Origin of the sequence: Corynebacterium sp. HMSC072A02 (assembly GCF_001810085.1) — a bacterium.
GTDB classification, from domain to species: Bacteria; Actinomycetota; Actinomycetes; order Mycobacteriales; family Mycobacteriaceae; genus Corynebacterium; species Corynebacterium hesseae.
Map to the genome: position 1 here is coordinate 1 of NZ_KV799855.1, position 17,609 is coordinate 17,609.

The following is a 17,609-nucleotide window of genomic DNA, read 5'->3' on the forward strand; positions in this document are numbered from 1 at the left end:
CGTTTGGCTGTGGCCGGAAAGCAGACCTTGGTACTCGGGAACCAAGGTGAAACGTGAACCATGGGGACCACTGAGCCGTCATCATCGTGCTTGCGCCTACCCCGGCCCGGCGGCGAGCGACTTCCCACTGCATGAGGAGTACAGCGTCAGTCCATGCCGGCGCATGCAACAACTTTCGAAGAATGGCAGTGGTGAGGTGAAAGGGAATGTTTCCCACAATGACGCAGGGAGTGGCGGGTAACCGGAAGTTAAGGAAATCATCATGGACCACTTCGACCGCCGCCGAGGCGGTCTTTTTTGTGAGTTTGGCAGCTAGTTTTGCGTCTACCTCAACTGCCGTTATCGCCCTCCCCAAGTGGGCCATCGGGTGAGTGAGGGCACCGCTTCCTGGCCCGATCTCAATGATGGGGCCGGAGGTTTGTTTCACAAGATCGACGATGGAGTTGATGATCTTGTGGTCTGTGAGAAAATTTTGGCCATGCTCGTGACGGCCGTATCCGTATGCAGACATCAGGTGTGCTCCTTGGAGTTGAAACGGAGCCGGGCATGACAAATAGCCGCCCGGCTAAAGGACCGGAGCGGTTTCTAACCTGCGGGAGGGAGAAAACCGCCTTAGCGGCTGGTGAGCGGCCGCATGAAAACGGAACCTGAAATCAACATGGGCCTATCGTATCCAATTAATTTCGCAGGGTCCAATACGGTGAGAAAGAAGACAACCGCACCGCAACAGTGCAAGACCTCTCTGGATTGGAATTTGTCCTACCTTCGGCTCGTCGTACAGACGCCACTGGCGTATTTTGTCTCTGGGCAACGAGGGGGAGTTACCCCCACCTCCGGATGTTTTTAAGGTGCACCCCTTATTACGCTGTGGTGCGGGAGTAGTTTTGTCCGACTGATCGGACTACCCACCGACGTGGGGCGGGTAGTTCGAGGTCCCAGCAGATGATCGCGTCGATTTCGCCGCGTTCAAAGGATGCCACCATGGCGTCGTAGTCGGGGCGAGCCACATTCTTCTTTGACGCGGAAATGGACTGATCGACGTAGTTATGTCCTATGTCCAACGTCCAAGCCACGCTGCTTTGCAATGGCTTCACAGTCCTGACGCTGCCGGTCGATGGTGAGGCCATCCACGTCAGCGTCTCGCGAGATACGAAGGTAAATAGGAGCGCGTGTTGCCAAACGCTTTTAATAAGGCCCTTAGCTAACATTGAACTTAAACTCGACCACGTTCCGTAGCCGAATAACCTTTGGAGCCGCGCCGTCAGTTAGCAGAGATGTGGCACCGCAGCGCCTAGGCAAGAGGAGGCAGATGAGTATCGACGATATCGCGGACCACGTCGATGTCGACGCCGAAATACTGGTGCACCAGGATGTTGCGGAAATCCCGAATCTGAGGCCAGACGATCTCAGGGTGCGCGCCGGTGATCTCATCGGGAAGATGGTTCACGGCTTCGCCGGACTGCGACTCACAGCGGCACCGCCTCGGCGAGCGTCGAAGCGGATACCGGGTGCCTGAGCAACTGGGCAGGAAACACGTCGATGCCATCGCGCCCGAACAGAGCGCGACTCTCCTCGAGCAGACCAGACGCACGCATCAGGAGACGTCCCTCCGCAGGGTCCATCCCGACGAGGATGTCGATGTCCGATCCTGCAGACGCGGTGCCGCGCGCGACGGACCCGAACAACTTCGGGTTGGTCGCGCCGTACCGATCGATGAGCACCTGGAACTAGTCAAGACGCGCAACGAGAATCCCGCGTAGGGCAAGCGTCTCAGGCGTCATGACGGTCTCAGACATGCTTCCGGGGGAAACGGGCCCGGCAGCACGTCGACATGGAGCTTTGACATTGAAGCGGAACTCCACCGCGTTCTTAAGGGCCGACGACATTCTCCCGTCTCACCGCCGCACCAGGCGGCACTGACGCGCTGCCACCACTTACAGCCGGTCGTCTCGCCCGCCCGCCATGACGCACTCAACGAACGAGCGATAGAGCAGGCTTACACGCGTCTCGCACTAAACGACCGGGCAGCAGCGTCACGGAGGTTCCGAAGTAGCGGCTATCGCAGTGCACCTAAGGGTTTGGTGAGGGAACCAGCCATTCGGCAGCGGTACGGAACGTAGCCCTCAGTTGCGGGTGCTCCCGCACGATCTCTCGCTGCCGCTCCGCCGGCAACCCGAGCTCGTGCAAGACGTTGAGGATTACGACCGCGGTCGTCACCTCGACGACGGCGATCAGCTCCTCGATGGAATGGTTGGGCGTTCTGCCCTCGTGCGCGAGGTCATTGCGGGCGCGCGTCGTCCACTTCGCCCAATGGTCGACATCCGGTAAGAGCTGTGCGATCGCTTCCTGATCGGGTCGCGCGGCGAGGGCATGGAGCCGATCACGGAGGGTCGGGTCGTTGCGGATCGCCCCCTTGAACCTGTTTCGGTGCTCATCGGGAACCTGCGCCAGCATCGCCTCTCGCATCGCCCTGAACTCCGCGTTGGGGAACGGTTTCTCGTCGATGCGGAGGTTGCGGTGCAACACCTCGGCAGCATCGACTGCCGTCAGAAGATTGTTCTCAACAAAACGGGCCGGTGCGTAGCGCAAGCCCAAGATCATGTTTGTCGCTGCCTCCAGGCGGCCATGGGCCTCGCACCATCGGGGCATGACCTCCTCAAATGGGATCGAGCCGCAGGTGAAGAACATTCGGTGGTGATCGACGACTTTCGCGTCGTGTTTTCCAAGCGCGGCCGGTGAGTAGAGCACATCGGCACGTCGGCGCGGCAGCGGGCGGCCATCAGGGAAGTGCGACTCGGTCCCGGCAACTTCCAGTCGGAGCCAGATCACTCCGGCCGCGCGATGCGTCGCCAGGGAGATCAGGTCCTGCACCAGGCTCGCCTCCTGCAGAGCAACACTCAGAGAGAATGGTTCGGCTGGCACGACGCAGATGGACACCGTGTCCCGCATACGTCCGACGCTTCCTCCCTTGCGCTGGTCGAAGAATGGAAGCGTGTGCGTGTGCTGAAGGCGATACTCAGTGTCGTCGACCACGACCGATTGCGCCTCGACCGGCTTCACCGAGATACGCCCGGTCCCATCGATCTTGCCGTCGGGAGCCCCGAGGGATCCTTCGAACACAGAAGACGCCGCCCAGAGACTCAGATCCTCGACTGAGACTTCTGCCCTAGCGAACGCCGGATCCGCGTCACCGCTGACATGCGCGCCGATGATGGCGACCGTCGCGGTCACGGTCTGCTTATCAGGGCTCGCCACTCGCGCACCCATGGTCCTTCTGGTGCTCCTAGGAACACAGCCAAGCAGTGTGATCTCCCTGAGCTCGGCCACACCGTGCATGACTTCCCAGGTGCGGGTTCCTTCGTGAACAGCAGTCCATCCAGACGAGTCCGTCGTCAAGATCCGATCCTCGAAGGTGCCGATCAGCGACAGAGAGAGACCATCTTCCGGGTCGTACCGTAGGACACCCGGGACCTTCTCGCTAGGGGCTTCCGGCAGCCACCACACGCCAGCCCACTCGCCGGCCTTGTCGAGGTTGAGAGGATCATTAGGCATCGTACTCCCGGTCCCGGGCTCCTTCCTGTCTTGCGGCCAGATGTCAGGTCGAAAATCTTTACTCCACCACATGCCCCCCACGTAGGACAATCTACAGCGAGATCATGGTCAACTGAGATCGGATGCGGCGACTGGCACACAATCGCAGTTCGACGCGACGGCACAGCCCTCGCAACTGGCAACAATCAGCGAGGGCAGACCGACGTCGCCCGGTGGACACACGTGTCCGGGGTCTTTGCCGGCTACCTACACACCGTCGGCTTACACGAAGACGGCACCGTCGTCGCCGTCAGCGACGACAGCAGAGGCCAGTGCGATGTCCAGTCATGGACCGGCATCACAGCGATCGCAGCCGGAGCGAGACACTCGCTCGGGCTGCGGGCGACCACACCGAGCAGCAATGCAATGTCAACGCCTGGGCCGCTCGACCACAGATGAACTGAAGTCCAGCGTGCCCGATAATCGGCGGTCGATCACACGTTGAATCTAAACTCCACGCAGACGACATCCTCAGCCTGCTAGACCTCGCAGACCGCCAGCTCGCCAGCAGCCGCTTTGACACGAAGCTCTCACCGCCTACCGGGCGCGCAGTTCCACGGGCACAGCCTTAAAGCTTGCGGATAAGCTCTGCATCAGCCACGAGGTTTTGCGTGAGCTTCTCAGCTTCAAGCCCACTCAAGTCACAGCTGTCGAAACGGGCCAGCCAGTCGGCCCGAACAGCGGGGGAGTCGAACCAGGTTGCGCGCTCGGCTTCAATATCCTCGATGCCGCTCAAGGTACGGCCGTCGCGGGTGCGGATCTCGAGGTCGTCGACAAGCGGGGCAATCGCTTGAAGCCCTGGGACGATGGCTTTAAAGCCCGACGTATGGGAAACCTCATTGGTCCAGCGCGGGTAGCGGCTCACACGCTGCGCCTCCAGGTAGCGCTGGACGACGCCCAGCCTTGAGACCTCCTGCGCCACCGCCAAGCCCACGACCTTCACGCGGAAACCCGCAGACCGAAACTTGGCTATCTCACCCGCGATGAATTCCGGGTTGGACAGCGTGTTCTCAATGATGAGGGAGTGCCCGTGCTGCCGACCATATTCAATCAGCGAGGACATCCAATAGGGCACCGGTCCATTGGTGAGCACGTCCATGCGCAGGGGGTCGCGCTCCATGATCTCGTCGAGGGCGGGGTGCAGCTTCCGAACCTCATCGGAATCAAGGACCGCGTGACCATTCTTTACAGATTCAATAGCCGTTGATTTGCCTGACGCTGGCTGCCCCGCCACATAAATGACCTCTGGAACAGCCGGACCATGAGCATTCGACCGACCAAAATAGCTAGTTTGCAGAGTCTTTAGCCGTTGCTCCATGACCTGCGGATCAACGGGGAAGTCAGCGGCGGAAAGCATAGGCTATGCCGCTTTGTGCTCGGAGGAGAGGGCTTCAAGCCGCTGCGCAAAGAGAGCCGCAGCGGCGCGGATGGCTTCAATGTCGGTTGAATCAACACCACTGACTATGTCCTCTACCAGCCAATTCTGACGAATCCACCATTGTGATTCAACATCGTTGCCTGCTTCAGCGGCCCGAGTGAGGTAGGCAGCTTTCAGCGAGGACGCAACCTCCTTCATGGCGTCGAAGGCTGCGTACTCGATCTCCGGGACTTTGGCGGTGCTCATGGCGCTAAGAATAGCAGCGCCATGGCGGTTTTAGCCGTTGATGATCTGCGGGTACGCCAGGCCCTTGAGGCCCTCGGTACCGAACTCCACACCGTAGCCGGAGGACTTGATGCCACCGAAAGGCACGCGCGGATCCACAGCACCGTGGGCATTGATCCAGGTAGTGCCTGCCTCCAGCTGCGCAGCGACGTCCAGAGCGCGCTCACGGTTGGAGGACCACACGGAGGAGCCCAAGCCCACGTCAAGCTTGTTGGCCTGCTCGATGGCCCATTCCAGGTCTGTGTACTTCACGATCGGCAGCGCAGGACCGAACTGCTCCTCGACGACCAGCGCGTTATCCGGGTCGATATCCGCCACCAGGGTGGTGGGGTAGAAGTAGCCCGGCGCGTCGTAGTCCGGGTCACCACCCAGCAGCACGCGGGCGCCGGAATCCTTGGCGGCGCTGACAAGCTTGTCCACGATGTCGAACTGCTGCTTGTTCTGCAGCGGGCCGAGCACGTTCTCTTCCTCGAGGCCCACGCCCATCGGGGAGGCCTTGGCTACCTCGACGAGGGCTTCGCAGACGGCGTCGTACAGCGACTCCGGCACATACACGCGCTTCATCGCCGCACAGGTCTGGCCGGTGTTGATGAACGCGCCCCAGAAGAGGTCGCCGGCGATCTCCTTCGGGTCAGCGTCATCCAGCACGATACCGGCGTCATTGCCGCCGAGCTCCAGCGTGAGGCGGGTGAGGTTGTCCGCGCTGGCCTCCACGATCTTCTTGCCGGTGGCGGTAGAACCGGTGAACATGATCTTGTCGACGCCCTCGTGGGTAGTCAGCGCCGCGCCAACCTCACCGGCACCGCTGACGACTTGGAGCACACCCTCCGGCAGCACGGAGTTGACCACCTTGAGCAGGCCCAATACGGAGAGCGGGGTGTACTCGGAGGGCTTGACGACGACCGCGTTGCCCATACGCAGCGCTGGCGCAATCTGCCAGATGGTGATCATCATCGGCCAGTTCCACGGGCCGATAGCACCGACGACGCCGAGCGGGCGGTAGTTGACGGTGGCGGTGATGTCATCATCGACGGCGGTGTAGTTGGGGTGCTCGAAGGAGGCGGTAGCATTCAGCCAGCCGGAGCAGGCACCGACCTCGAAGCGGGCGTTCGGGCCGTTGAGCGGCTTGCCCTGCTCACGGGAGAGAAGCTCAACGAGTGCCTCTGCATTAGCGTCGATGGCGGCGGCGGCCTTGGTGAGAAGCGCGCACCGTTCTTCGTCGCTAAGCTTGGCAAAGTCCTTCTGCGCTGCGCGTGCGGTCTCCACCGCAGCGTTAAGGTCCTCAACGGTGTTCTCTGGCGCGCGGCCAACAACCTCTCCGGTGGCGGGGTTGAGGATTTCGCGTCCGTTCTCGTCCGTGATGGCGTTGAGCAGATCAGCGTAGGTGGCGAACTGAGTCATGAGATCTCCTTGTGAAGAAGTCGTGGGCCCGCGAACAAAGCCCGAAGAAACTTTTATTCGGCATGTTACCTGCACCACATCAATCCGCTTGACTCTGCGTGCATACAATTTGTCCACAAATGTGTGAGCTCTCACGATATGATTCCAGCTATGTCTGCTTCAGCCGTTGAGCATTTCGATATCGCGTCATGGCGCACCGCGTCTTCCGATTCCTTTGGTCAACTCGACGTGGACACCGAAGACCCCGCTTCCTTTCACGCCACGCTGCGGTCAACGAAGGTGGGGGATATTTCCCTCTTCGATATGTGCACCTCGCCCCATACGGTGAACCGATACAAGGTTTCTACCGACGAGGCTCCCTTTTGCAAGCTCAGCCTGCAGATTTCTGGCTCATCAACCATGAGCCAGGACGGGCGAACGTGTGAATTGCATCCAGGGGACCTAGCTCTGTACGTGACCCAACGGCCCTACACGCTGCGCTATCCGGAGGAGCAAAACACACTCATCGTGCACTTCCCGCAGAGCTTCCTCGATATTTCACCAGCGCAGATCCAACGCCTCACAGCGAACCCCATCTCCCGCTCGCACGGCTTGGGTGCGGTGGCAGTTCCCCTCTTTGAGCAACTGGCCAAGAACCTGGACCTATTGAAGGGCCCGCACGCCACCGCCTTGGTCCGCTCCGCGCTCACCATGCTGGTTTCGGTCCTCGCCTCCGATGTGGCCGATGAACCCTCAGCGGGCACACTGTTGTTCAACCAGGCAACCGCCTACATCGAGAAGCACCTGGGCGACCCGGACCTAGGCCCCAGCACCATCGCCCAAGCACTCTTCGTGTCGGTGCGCCACCTCCACGCCAAGTTCTCCGAACAAGGCCTCTCGGTCGGCAGCTACATCAGAACCAGGCGCCTCGAGCACATCCGCCGCGAACTCGTGGACCCGCGGCACTCCGAAGAATCAATCAGCCACATCAGCGCCCGCTATGGCCTGCACGATCCCTCGCACCTCTCGCGCATCTTCAAGGCGGAGTATCACGAATCACCGAGTGCGTATCGTTCATACAATCAGGCGCAGTAACTTTTCCCATTTAAATTGGCCTTCATTAATGCAGCTACACTGCTATTTGCACCGAAGGCAATGCCCACATGTAGCCGCAAAGAGCCCTCACCCTAATAAGTATGTCGCGGCCTTTTCAGCGATCATGATAGAGGGCGCATTAGTGTTTCCCGTCGGCACGAGTGGCATTACAGAAGCATCGGCGATTCGGATCCCCTCAAGCCCATAGACCTTAAGAGTGCGCGGATCAACTACAGCCATCGAGTCAATTCCCATCTTGCAAGTTCCAACTTGGTGGTGATACGTGATAGCGGTGCTGCGAACATAGTCCTCAAGATCCTCGTCGGCTACATCTGGACCTGGGTAGACTTCCTCGGGCCCCCACTCGGCCAATGCCTGCTGGCGGCCAACTTCGCGGCACTGCTTTACGGAAGCTACCAATGCATCGACGTCTGCCTGCACCGACAAAGCGCCGAAATCAATAGCAATGGGATCCGAGGGATTTGGCCCCGTCAGGGTCAACTCACCGCGACTGGCAGGCCTAACAATGCCACCCATTAGCGTAAATCCATTATCTGGCCCCTCCATGCCTTCGTTGTACATGGGGATTGAGAAATATAGCGGCTGAGTATCAGGGACGGCAGCCTCAGGACGCGACTTTGAAAACACGTGTACCTCGGCTGGCAGAACTTCCGGGACGGGTACTTCCTTCTTCGTCGTAGTGAAGATAACAGGGGAGAGTAAGTGATCATGGAGATTCTTGCCTACGCCAGGAAGATCATGAGTCGAGGTAATCCCCAACGCCTCGAGTTCTTCTGCCGGCCCAATACCGGAACGCAGGAGGATTTCCGGCGAATTCAACGCACCCGCACAAAGAATCGTCTCATCAGCACGAAGCTCCTGAAGTTCACCAGCAACTTCGACATTAACGCCAAGGATGGCACCACTTTCAACGAGCAGTCCGTGGACGTGCGCGCTTGTGATAATGGTGAGATTGGGTGCATCCTCGACTGGTTTCAGGTACGCGTGCCAAGTGTTGAAGCGGTTTCCGTTGCGAACATTTGCCTGAATCTTGCCCACGCCTTCCACGTCACCGGAGTTGTAATCCTCGTTAAGTGGAATACCCGCTTCCTGAGCTGCTTGGAAAAGGTCATTTTGAAGCGGGTGACGAGTGTAATTCTCCATTACATCAAGCAATCCCTCGCTTCCACGGACCTCCGAAGCGCCACCATCGTAGTTTTCAATCGATTTGAAAACGGGCAGCACGTCCTCCCAGGACCAGCCGTCATTGCCTAAATAGGCCCATGTGTCGTAGTCCTGCTTAGCGCCACGGACCCAAATGGTGGCATTGAGCGCATGCGAGCCGCCCATTACCTTTCCGCGGGGAATGTGCAGGCTCCGGCCAGCTGCCCACGATTGAGGAACCGTACGATAGTTCCAGTCTTGAGGTGAACCCCAAAGGAGTCCCAAGGTGTGCACCTTCTCAATGTCGGGATTGACGTCATAATCGCCAGCTTCAAGAACTACGACATTCTTTCCCGCGTCAACAAGCCGACGGGCAATAACGCACCCGGCTGACCCAGCTCCTACAACGATGTAATCAAAGCTCTTGGTTTTTTCTTGAGACAAATTCAAACCTCCCTGGGTGCAGACGACTCCGCGTGAGCCGATGACTTGGAATATATTCTGCGACACATCAACAGGGCTTGAGTGATAGCGCACACACTTTGGCTAAATGTGCAGAATGCATACCAAGAAGAGATTGAAGAAAAAGAAAGCCGCCCCGTAGGGCGGCCTTCATCAGTATCGCGAAGCTATTGCACTAGTTATGCATTCGCATAAGGGTTAGGCATGGCAATGTACTGCAGCGACGTGTACTCTTCGATGCCCTCGGCACCGCCCTCGCGGCCCATGCCGGACTGCTTGACGCCACCGAACGGGGCGGCGGCGTTGGAGATGACGCCAGCGTTGAAGCCCATGAGGCCGAACTCGAGGCCGTCGCCAACGCGCCACATACGGTTGGAATCCTCGGTGAACACGTAGGAGGCCAGGCCGTACTCCGTGTCATTCGCAAGCGCGATGGCTTCCTTCTCATCGGAGAAGGTCAGAATCGGAGCGATCGGTCCGAAGATCTCCTCCTGGGCAACGCGGGCATCACGGGAGACGTTCGTGAGAACAGTAGGGGAGTAGAAGTAGCCCTTGCCCTCGCCCGGCTTGCCACCGATGAGGACCTTGGCACCCTTGGCCACGGCGTCGTCGACAAGCGCGGTGATGTTATCCAGTGCCTTCTTCTCCACAAGCGGACCGCAGGTAACGCCCTCATCAAGGCCATTGCCCACCTTGAGCTCACCGATGCGCTTGGCGAACTTCTCCGCAAACTCATCAGCGACGGACTCGTGAACGATGAAACGGTTAGCCGCGGTGCAGGCCTCACCGATGTTGCGCATCTTGGCGCCCATTGCACCCTCAACGGCCTGGTCGATGTCAGCGTCCTCAAAGACGATGAACGGAGCGTTGCCGCCCAGCTCCATCGAGGTGCGCAGGACGTTGTCAGCGGCTGCCTTGAGCAGGGTCTTGCCCACCGGGGTAGAGCCGGTGAAGGAAATCTTGCGCAGGCGGGAATCCGCCATGATCGGCTCAGAAATGGCAGAGGCCGACTTACCGGAGACCACGTTCACCACGCCTGCCGGAACGCCGGCATCAATCATGGTCTGTGCGAAGTACTGGGTGGTCAGCGGCGTCAGCTTGGCCGGCTTCACCACCATGGTGCAACCAGCGGCGATGGCCGGGGCAATCTTGCGAGTAGCCATAGCCAGCGGGAAGTTCCACGGGGTAATAAGCAGGCACGGACCCACGGGCTTGCGGCGGGTAATCATGCGCAGGGTGCCCTCCGGCGCCGGCAAGGTGCGGCCGTAGTTGCGTACGGCTTCCTCACTAAACCAGCGCAGGTACTCAGCGCCGTAGGTGACCTCACCATAGGACTCCGCCAGCGGCTTGCCCATCTCAAGGGTCATCAGCGCAGCGAACTCATCCTTGCGCTCCTGCACCAGGTCAAAGGCGCGGCGCAGCAGGTCGGAACGTTCACGCGTAGACGTGCGTGCCCACTCATCCTGCACGGCGCAGGCGGCATCCATAGCCTTCTTCGCGTCCTCAGAAGTAGCGGACGCAAGGGTGGCAATAACCTCACCGGTTGCCGGGTTTTCTACATCGAAGGTGGAGCCATCGGAGGCGTCCACCCACTCACCGTTAATCAGCAAGCCGGTCGGAACCTTGGCCAGCAGCTCGTCAATATTGACCTTGTTGTTTTCACTCATGGTTCTTTTTTACCCTCCCAAATGGAATTTGTCTGCCAGTTGGCGCGCCGCACCTGAAAGAAGCTGAACATCAGCCCCAACCAGGGCAAATGATGCTCCAGATTCTAAATATTTCTGGGCCTGCTCAAGGTTGAAAGCGTTGACGCCTACCTTCTTTCCGGAAGCGCGGACTGCTTCAAATGTGTGATTGACCGCCTCGAGTACATCCGGATGGGTCTGCTGGCCCAGGAGCCCCATCGAGGCCGCTAGGTCCGAGGGCCCGACGAAGATGTTGTCCACGCCTTCGACGGCCACGATGTCTTCCACGTTCTCCACTGCGGTCGCAGACTCGATCTGCACCGTGAGGCTCACCGTGTCCGAAGCGTTGGTGAGGTAGTCCTCCACGCCGTTCCACCGCGAGGAGCGGGCCAGAGCCGAGCCGACTCCGCGTACACCGCGGGGCGGGTAGTGCATAGCCGCGACTGCCGCCTCAGCTTCCTCGGCCGTATCAATCATGGGCACCATGAGGTTTTGTGCGCCCAGGTCCAGGTACTGCTTGATCAGCGCCGTGTTGTTCACCGGCACGCGAACCACGCGCGTCAGGCCATAGGCATCGGTGGCGCGCAGCAAGGAGAGGATGGTTTCGAGGCCATAGGGCGAGTGCTCGCCGTCGATCAGCGTCCAGCTAAAGCCAGCTGAGGCGATGATCTCTGCCGCGGCCTCCGAGCCAGAACAAATCCATGCGCCAACGAGTGGCTGCTCGGCCTTCTCGAGGACGTCCGCGAAGGTGGGCGGCAACTTTACTGGAATCGGCATGTGATGGACCCCAACTTTCCGTAGTCTGCGTGGACGGTATCGCCCGGTTCGACCCACATGGGCTTGGTGAAGGAACCGGCCAGGATGATGTCGCCGGCGGCCAGGCTATCGCCGTGCGCGTGGAGCTTATTGGCAAGCCATGCCACACCCATGGCCGGGTGGTTCAGCACAGCCGCGGCCACGCCCGTATCTTCGATGGACTCGTTGCGATAGAGCAGCGCGGACACCCAGCGCAGGTCGACGTCCGCGGGATCCACCGGGTTGCCGCCGTAGATCATGGCGCCGAGGGCTGCGTTATCCGAAATCGTGTCGACGATCGTGCGGCCCTCCATCTCGATGCGGGAGGAGAGGATCTCCAGCGCCGGGATGACGTACTCCGTCGCGCGCAGCACGTCGAAAATGCTGCAATTCGGCCCCTTCAGCTCTTCCTTGAGCACGAAGGCCAGTTCGACCTCGATGCGAACATTGGAGAACTGTGCGTGCTCGATGGTGGAGCCGTTCTCGTAGACTTGGTCCTCAAAAATCGCGCCGTAATCGGGTTCGGTGATTCCCGTGGCCTCCTGCATGACCTTTGAGGTCAGGCCAATTTTGCGGCCCACGAGGCGGCGCCCACTTTCCTCACCGCGGCGTACCCATTCGCGTTGCACCGCATAGGAATCCTCGATGCTCATCTCCGGGAAACGGGCAGTCAGCAGCGGGACCATCGTGCGGTCCTTTTCGGCTTGCGCCAGTTCATCTGCGATAGCGATGTGCTGTTTCTCATCCAGCATGTACTTCGCTCCTTAAGGTGTTGTAGAACGTGTTTGTTCTGTTTAACAGGTTTGTTGAACCTGAAGGTTTCACGTGAAACGACAACGCGGCCCCGCGATATGTGCGCTTGCTTCTCGACGCCACGGGGCCACGTTCATCAACCTGAGTACTTAGGTCGTTTTAGAGCTGGTGTCCCAGCTTGTACTCGCCTTGCTTCCACTCCGGCATCTCCTCCGCATCTTCCTTGCGGGTGTAGGAGAAGCCATCCGCGCCAATGGTGGCCTCCAGCTCGGACTCATCCTCACGGGCAACCAGCGGCACCGGGTTTCCATCTAGGTCGAGGACCGTGGAGCCATCGCGGTACCAAGAAGGAACAACCGGGGTTCCCCACCAGTCGCGGCGCTGGTTATCGTGAACATCCCAGGTCACGACCGGGTTATCCGGGTCGCCGGTGTAGTAGTCCTGGGTGTAGATCTCTACGCGGTGGCCGTCCGGGTCGCGCAGGTACAGGTAGTACGCGTTGGAGACACCGTGGCGGCCCGGGCCGCGCTCAATGCGGTCGGACTCGCGCAGCGCACCCAACTTGTCACAAATCGCGATGATGTTGTGCTTCTCATGGGTAGCAAATGCGATGTGGTGCATACGCGGGCCATCGCCACCGGTCATGGCGGTGTCATGCACCGTCGGCTTACGGCGCATCCATGCAGCGTAGACAGTTCCCTCCTCATCGCGGATGTCCTCGGTGGTGCGGAAGCCAAGCTCCTCCATGTACTTCACAGCGGAAGGAACGTCCGGGGTGATCTGGTTGAAGTGGTCGAGACGAACCAGCGCGCCAGGGATGTGGGCGTCGTATGCCCAGGCAAGACGCTCGACGTGCTCTACCTCGTAGAAGAACTCGTACGGGAAGCCCAGCGGATCCTGGACGCGGACGGAATCGCCGATGCCCTTGACAAAGCCATCCTTGTTGCGGCGCACCTCGCAACCGCGCGCCTTGTAGAACTCCTCCGCAAGGTCCAGGTCTTCCGGGGAACGGACGCGGAAGGAGAAGGCAGCGACGGCAGCGACGGGGCCCTGACGCAGCACGAGGTTGTGGTGGATGAACTCCTCGAAAGTGCGGAGGTAGATTTCGTTCTCGTTCTCCTCGGTCACGACGAGACCGAGGGTGTCAACGTAGAACTTACGGGAGGCAGCGAGATCGGTAACGATGATCTCCATGTAGGCACAACGCAGAATGTCGGGGGCCTGAATGTCAGCCATGATGGCTCCTTAGTTAGTTAGTGGTGGGGGAGTAGAGAGTGGACGGCTTAGTCCTGCTTGCCAAAGACCGGGTTGTGTACCTTGTCCAGGTTGATGTGAACAGCCTGCTGGTCGGTGTAGAAGTCGATCGAGCGGTAGCCGCCCTCGTGGCCCAGGCCGGAGGCCTTGACGCCGCCGAACGGGGTGCGCAGGTCACGGACGTTATTGGAGTTGAGCCACACCATGCCGGCCTCAACGTTCTGAGCGAAGTTGTGGGCGCGCTTCAGATCCGAGGTCCACACATAGGCGGCAAGGCCGTACTTCGTGTTGTTGGCCAGCTCGAGGGCTTCTTCATCGGTATCAAACGGGGTGATGGCCACGACGGGGCCGAAGATCTCTTCCTGGAAGATGCGGGCGTCCGGCTTGACGTCAACGAAGACGGTCGGCTGAACAAAGTTGCCTTCCTCGAAGCCCTCCGGGCGCTCGCCGCCGGCGGCCAGGGTGGCCTCCTGCTTGCCGATCTCGATGTAGGAGGTGACCTTCTCGTAGTGCTCCGGGTGGACCAGAGCGCCGACCTCGGTGGTGGGGTCGGAAGGCAGGCCCACCTTCACGCGCTTAGCCTGTGCGGTGTAGCGCTCCACGAACTCGTCGTAGATATCGCGCTGAACCAGGATGCGGGAACCGGCGGTGCAACGCTCACCGTTAAGGGAGAAGACGCCGAAGATGCAGGCATCGATCGCGGTCTCCAGGTCGGCATCGCTGAAGACGATGGCGGGGGACTTGCCGCCCAGCTCCATCGACAGACCCTTGAGGTGAGGGGCTGCGTTGCCGAAGATGATCTGGCCGGTGCGGGACTCGCCGGTGAAGGAAATCAGCGGGACGTCCGGGTGTTTGACCAGCGGGTCACCTGCATAGCCTTCCTCACCAAAGCCGTTGACCAGGTTAAAGACGCCCTTCGGCAGACCGGCCTCCTCAAAGATTCCTGCCCACAGCTGTGCGGAAAGCGGAGTGAACTCGGCTGGCTTCAGGACGACGGAGTTGCCGGTGGCGATAGCCGGTGCGAGCTTCCAGGACTCCAGCATGAACGGGGTGTTCCACGGGGTAATCAGGCCCGCCACGCCAATCGGCTTGCGGTTGACATAGTTGATCTGGCGGCCCGGCACCTTGTAGGCGTCGTCAGCCTGCGCCACGATCAGGTCTGCGAAGAAGCGGAAGTTCTCAGCAGCGCGCTTAGCCTGGCCGTTGGCCTGGGTGATGGGCAGGCCGGAGTCGAAGGACTCCCACGCGGCAAGCTTGTCTGCGCGGGTTTCGACAATGTCCGCAATCTTGTTCAAGACGCGGGCGCGCTCGCGCGGCAAGGCCTTGGACCACGGGCCGTTCTCGAAAGCATCCTTAGCGGCGGCCACCGCCTTCTCAATGTCTTCCGGCTTGCCGGAAGCAGCCTTGATGTAGGGCTTGTTCGTGACCGGATCCAGGACCTCGAATTCATCACCATCTACCGACGAGACAAACTCGCCATTGATGTAGTGAAGAATCTTCTCGGGGAGATCGGTGGGCTTAGCTGCATCGTTGTTCGTAGCCATAGGTGGTTTACACTCCTTAGTCGTTTTTCTTGCGATAGGTGCTGAGGGTGGTCAGTCTGTGTTGCCTGGCCACCTTTTCTATGTAGGTGGGTTCCGCGCCAGCCTCGATGAGGCTGAGCAATTGCTCGTGTTCTCGTGTGGACTCTTGGGCTCTCTCGGGCACGTACCGAAAGGTGGAGACGCGGTGGTATTCCAATTGCTTCCATTGGTCCACCACCAAGTTCTTCAGCCTCTCGTTCGGGCACTTGGAAAAGAGAACGCTATGAAATTCTTTGTTGAGCTGGGTAAATACCTCTGGATCGTGGTGGATATCAAGCTCCCGCATGCGCTGGTTAATCTCCCGCGCCTGGGCAATATCCTCTGAGCCAAGATGCGGGGCGGATTGCGCCGTGGCGTTGGCCTCCACGGTGGCAACGATGTCCATGGATTCGTAATAGGCCTCGCGGTTATACGTGGTCACGCTGGCACCGACGTTGCGTTCGTAGGTGACCATTCCTTCCGCCTCAAGCTGGCGAATGGCTTCGCGGACGGGGACCACGCTGATTCCCAAGTCATCCGCGATTGCTGCCAGCACGAGGCGGTAGCCGGGTTCATACTCGCGAGTACGAATCTTTTCACTTATCCAGTTATAGGCTTTCTGGGACTTGCTCTCCCCAGCTGGTGCCGCGGGTTCCGTCATTGACCACCCGCCTTTCCATCACGGAACGCGATGTAGGCTTCCTTGTTCGCTCCGGTCGGCGGGAAGAGGCCATCCAAGCTGGCGCCCGTCTCCACCTGGGTAGCAACCCACTCATCCTCGTGCTCCTTGGCCAGAGCGGCCTCGGCAACCTCGGCTGCGATGTCGCGGGGAATCACCACGACGCCGTCATCGTCGCCGACGATGATGTCACCGGGAAGGACGGTGGCGTTACCGCAGGAGACGGCGATGTCGCTATCCCACGGAACGTGTTTGCGTCCGAGAACGCAGGGGTGCGCGCCCTGGGTGAAGACGGGAAGGCCAATCTCCTTGACGGCCTCGTAGTCGCGCACGCCGCCATCGGTCACGACGCCGGCAGCACCGCGCACCTTGGCGCGCAGCGCCAGAATGTCACCGAGCGTTCCGGAACCGGATTCCTGGCGAGCCTCGATGACGATGACCTCACCCTCCTTGACCGTGTCGAAGACCTTCTTCTGCTCGTTGAGGCCGCCCCCGTGAGACTTGAACAGATCCTCACGGCCAGCCACGAAGCGCAAGGTGCGGGCGACGCCCACCATCTTGGTTCCCTTGGCTTGCGGGTACACGCCTTCGATCACGGATTGGTTGATTCCGCGCTTGCGCAGCTGAGCGGATAGGCCGGCGGTCGGGGCCTTCTCCAGAGCAGCCTTAAGCTCCGGGTCGAGGCCGCCCTCATCCTTGGGGGGAAGGCCAGCAGATTCGCGGTCACCGTAGGCATCCTCGCGCTGCTTATCGTCAACGTAGGGCAGATTGCCCAGCTGCGGATCGAAGGAGGCGGGGACTTCCTTCACGGTGGTCTTCAGCTTGCCGGAGCTCACGCCTCCTGGAACGTCGACCTCAACCTCCACGACGTCACCAGGCTCGATAACGGAAGATCCAGCAGGGGTGCCGGTGAGGATGATGTCACCGGTCTCCAGTGTCATGTGCTGGGAAAGGTCGGCAACAAACTGGGCGAGAGGGAAGATGAGGTCTTCATCGGACGAGGTTCCCTCCTGAACAACCTCGCCATTGACCCACGTGCGCAGGCGCAGGCCCTTGGGGTCGATCTCCTGGGCGTCGATAAGCTCCGGCCCAATGGGGGTGTACCCATCGCGCGACTTGGAACGGGTGTTGGAGCCCTTGTCCTGAACCTTGTAGTCATACAGGCCAATGTCGTTCGAGGCGGTCACGTAGGCAACGTGCTTCCACGCATCCTCGAGGGATACGTTGCGGGCCGGAGTGCCGATGATGAGTGCGATTTCGCCTTCGAAGGCCAACAGTTCGGTTCCTTCGGGGCGCTCGACTACCCCGTCCGACTCAGCCAGCGTGCTCGTCGCCTTGAGGAAGTAACTCGGGGTCTTGGGCCAGCGACCGCGCTGTGCCGCGCGGGACTCAAAGGCCACATGGACAGCGATCATTTTGCCCGGTTTAACCGGCAAGAACTCAGGTACAGCCATGAAGAATCCTTAATTGTGAACAAATCCTTGCCCAGATCGTATATTATCCTTGGCACCACCGCAAGTGGTTCA

18 protein-coding genes are annotated in these 17,609 nt (G+C 60.0%); 2 read left to right on the plus strand and 16 right to left on the minus strand.

Features of this window, described 5'->3' with window-relative positions:
- From erm to HMPREF2698_RS08260, 5 genes are all read right to left on the minus strand, one after another.
- On the minus strand, positions 1–511 hold a 511-nt coding region (gene erm, locus HMPREF2698_RS08240; RefSeq protein ID WP_141748938.1), incomplete at its 3' end, for a 23S ribosomal RNA methyltransferase Erm.
- A 349-nt stretch (positions 512–860) separates the two neighbouring features.
- Positions 861–1,094 carry a recombinase family protein gene (locus HMPREF2698_RS08245; protein WP_224784272.1) on the minus strand — a complete coding sequence of 78 codons (234 nt, stop codon included), beginning with the start codon at positions 1,092–1,094 and terminating at the stop codon, positions 861–863.
- Positions 1,095–1,291: 197 nt separating this feature from the next.
- On the minus strand, positions 1,292–1,546 hold the full coding sequence (locus HMPREF2698_RS13685) for a HepT-like ribonuclease domain-containing protein (RefSeq protein WP_081636726.1): 255 nt from the start codon (positions 1,544–1,546) through the stop codon (positions 1,292–1,294).
- Positions 1,467–1,721 (minus strand): nucleotidyltransferase family protein, encoded by a 255-nt coding sequence (locus HMPREF2698_RS13630; RefSeq protein ID WP_232745419.1) that lies wholly within the window; start codon positions 1,719–1,721, stop codon positions 1,467–1,469. Before HMPREF2698_RS13630 ends, HMPREF2698_RS13685 begins: the two co-directional genes overlap by 80 nt.
- A 349-nt stretch (positions 1,722–2,070) precedes the next feature.
- A complete protein-coding gene (locus tag HMPREF2698_RS08260; RefSeq protein WP_070512995.1) occupies positions 2,071–3,552 on the minus strand; it encodes an ApeA N-terminal domain 1-containing protein in 1,482 nt (493 codons plus the stop codon).
- A gap of 30 nt (positions 3,553–3,582) precedes the next feature.
- On the opposite strand from HMPREF2698_RS08260, the gene HMPREF2698_RS12975 reads away from it, so the two are divergent.
- Positions 3,583–3,990: an RCC1 domain-containing protein gene (locus tag HMPREF2698_RS12975; protein ID WP_232745421.1), complete on the plus strand. Its 408-nt coding sequence runs from the start codon at positions 3,583–3,585 to the stop codon at positions 3,988–3,990.
- A 169-nt stretch (positions 3,991–4,159) separates the two neighbouring features.
- Here HMPREF2698_RS12975 and HMPREF2698_RS08265 read toward each other — a convergent pair whose 3' ends face one another.
- From HMPREF2698_RS08265 to HMPREF2698_RS08275, 3 genes are read right to left on the minus strand one after another with little or no spacing between them, the layout of a single operon-like run.
- Positions 4,160–4,948, minus strand: coding sequence for a zeta toxin family protein (locus tag HMPREF2698_RS08265; protein ID WP_070563600.1), 789 nt, complete (start codon positions 4,946–4,948; stop codon positions 4,160–4,162).
- 3 nt (positions 4,949–4,951) lie between these two features.
- On the minus strand, positions 4,952–5,215 hold the full coding sequence (locus HMPREF2698_RS08270) for a hypothetical protein (RefSeq protein WP_070524133.1): 264 nt from the start codon (positions 5,213–5,215) through the stop codon (positions 4,952–4,954).
- Positions 5,216–5,245: 30 nt separating this feature from the next.
- Positions 5,246–6,655, minus strand: a complete 1,410-nt coding sequence (locus tag HMPREF2698_RS08275) for an aldehyde dehydrogenase family protein (protein ID WP_070563603.1) — start codon at positions 6,653–6,655, stop codon at positions 5,246–5,248.
- A 150-nt stretch (positions 6,656–6,805) separates the two neighbouring features.
- Here HMPREF2698_RS08275 and HMPREF2698_RS08280 point away from each other — a divergent pair, with 150 nt between their 5' ends.
- Positions 6,806–7,729, plus strand: coding sequence for an AraC-like ligand-binding domain-containing protein (locus HMPREF2698_RS08280; protein ID WP_070563606.1), 924 nt, complete (start codon positions 6,806–6,808; stop codon positions 7,727–7,729).
- Positions 7,730–7,816: 87 nt separating this feature from the next.
- Here HMPREF2698_RS08280 and HMPREF2698_RS08285 read toward each other — a convergent pair whose 3' ends face one another.
- The 8 genes from HMPREF2698_RS08285 to HMPREF2698_RS08320 form a co-directional block, all read right to left on the minus strand.
- Complete coding sequence (locus tag HMPREF2698_RS08285; protein WP_070563721.1) at positions 7,817–9,337, minus strand: GMC family oxidoreductase; 1,521 nt, start codon at positions 9,335–9,337, stop codon at positions 7,817–7,819.
- 197 nt (positions 9,338–9,534) lie between these two features.
- Positions 9,535–11,022 (minus strand): NAD-dependent succinate-semialdehyde dehydrogenase, encoded by a 1,488-nt coding sequence (locus HMPREF2698_RS08290; protein ID WP_070521819.1) that lies wholly within the window; start codon positions 11,020–11,022, stop codon positions 9,535–9,537.
- Positions 11,023–11,031: 9 nt separating this feature from the next.
- Complete coding sequence (locus HMPREF2698_RS08295; protein ID WP_070563609.1) at positions 11,032–11,817, minus strand: HpcH/HpaI aldolase family protein; 786 nt, start codon at positions 11,815–11,817, stop codon at positions 11,032–11,034.
- On the minus strand, positions 11,802–12,587 hold the full coding sequence (hpaH, locus tag HMPREF2698_RS08300; RefSeq protein WP_070563612.1) for a 2-oxo-hept-4-ene-1,7-dioate hydratase: 786 nt from the start codon (positions 12,585–12,587) through the stop codon (positions 11,802–11,804). The genes HMPREF2698_RS08295 and hpaH overlap by 16 nt, the downstream gene beginning before the upstream one ends.
- 160 nt (positions 12,588–12,747) lie before the next feature.
- On the minus strand, positions 12,748–13,824 hold the full coding sequence (gene hpaD, locus HMPREF2698_RS08305) for a 3,4-dihydroxyphenylacetate 2,3-dioxygenase (protein WP_070563615.1): 1,077 nt from the start codon (positions 13,822–13,824) through the stop codon (positions 12,748–12,750).
- A 47-nt stretch (positions 13,825–13,871) separates the two neighbouring features.
- Positions 13,872–15,386 carry a 5-carboxymethyl-2-hydroxymuconate semialdehyde dehydrogenase gene (hpaE, locus tag HMPREF2698_RS08310; protein WP_070563617.1) on the minus strand — a complete coding sequence of 505 codons (1,515 nt, stop codon included), beginning with the start codon at positions 15,384–15,386 and terminating at the stop codon, positions 13,872–13,874.
- 16 nt (positions 15,387–15,402) lie between these two features.
- Positions 15,403–16,065 carry a GntR family transcriptional regulator gene (locus HMPREF2698_RS08315; RefSeq protein ID WP_070563620.1) on the minus strand — a complete coding sequence of 221 codons (663 nt, stop codon included), beginning with the start codon at positions 16,063–16,065 and terminating at the stop codon, positions 15,403–15,405.
- Entirely contained in the window at positions 16,062–17,537 is a 1,476-nt protein-coding gene (locus tag HMPREF2698_RS08320) for a fumarylacetoacetate hydrolase family protein (RefSeq protein ID WP_070521837.1), read from the minus strand. The genes HMPREF2698_RS08315 and HMPREF2698_RS08320 overlap by 4 nt, the downstream gene beginning before the upstream one ends.
- Positions 17,538–17,609: the final 72 nt, after the last annotated feature.

Excerpts from the sequence above, each read along its gene's own strand:
- HMPREF2698_RS13685 (WP_081636726.1), bottom strand. The coding sequence starts at position 1,546 with ATGGCATCGACGTGTTTCCTGCCCAGTTGCTCAGGCACCCGGTATCCG.
- HMPREF2698_RS08260 (WP_070512995.1), bottom strand. The coding sequence starts at position 3,552 with ATGCCTAATGATCCTCTCAACCTCGACAAGGCCGGCGAGTGGGCTGGC.
- HMPREF2698_RS08265 (WP_070563600.1), bottom strand. The coding sequence starts at position 4,948 with ATGCTTTCCGCCGCTGACTTCCCCGTTGATCCGCAGGTCATGGAGCAA.
- HMPREF2698_RS08270 (WP_070524133.1), bottom strand. The coding sequence starts at position 5,215 with ATGAGCACCGCCAAAGTCCCGGAGATCGAGTACGCAGCCTTCGACGCC.
- HMPREF2698_RS08275 (WP_070563603.1), bottom strand. The coding sequence starts at position 6,655 with ATGACTCAGTTCGCCACCTACGCTGATCTGCTCAACGCCATCACGGAC.
- HMPREF2698_RS08280 (WP_070563606.1), top strand. The coding sequence starts at position 6,806 with ATGTCTGCTTCAGCCGTTGAGCATTTCGATATCGCGTCATGGCGCACC.
- HMPREF2698_RS08290 (WP_070521819.1), bottom strand. The coding sequence starts at position 11,022 with ATGAGTGAAAACAACAAGGTCAATATTGACGAGCTGCTGGCCAAGGTT.
- HMPREF2698_RS08295 (WP_070563609.1), bottom strand. The coding sequence starts at position 11,817 with ATGCCGATTCCAGTAAAGTTGCCGCCCACCTTCGCGGACGTCCTCGAG.
- hpaH (WP_070563612.1), bottom strand. The coding sequence starts at position 12,587 with ATGCTGGATGAGAAACAGCACATCGCTATCGCAGATGAACTGGCGCAA.
- hpaD (WP_070563615.1), bottom strand. The coding sequence starts at position 13,824 with ATGGCTGACATTCAGGCCCCCGACATTCTGCGTTGTGCCTACATGGAG.
- hpaE (WP_070563617.1), bottom strand. The coding sequence starts at position 15,386 with ATGGCTACGAACAACGATGCAGCTAAGCCCACCGATCTCCCCGAGAAG.
- HMPREF2698_RS08315 (WP_070563620.1), bottom strand. The coding sequence starts at position 16,065 with ATGACGGAACCCGCGGCACCAGCTGGGGAGAGCAAGTCCCAGAAAGCC.
- HMPREF2698_RS08320 (WP_070521837.1), bottom strand. The coding sequence starts at position 17,537 with ATGGCTGTACCTGAGTTCTTGCCGGTTAAACCGGGCAAAATGATCGCT.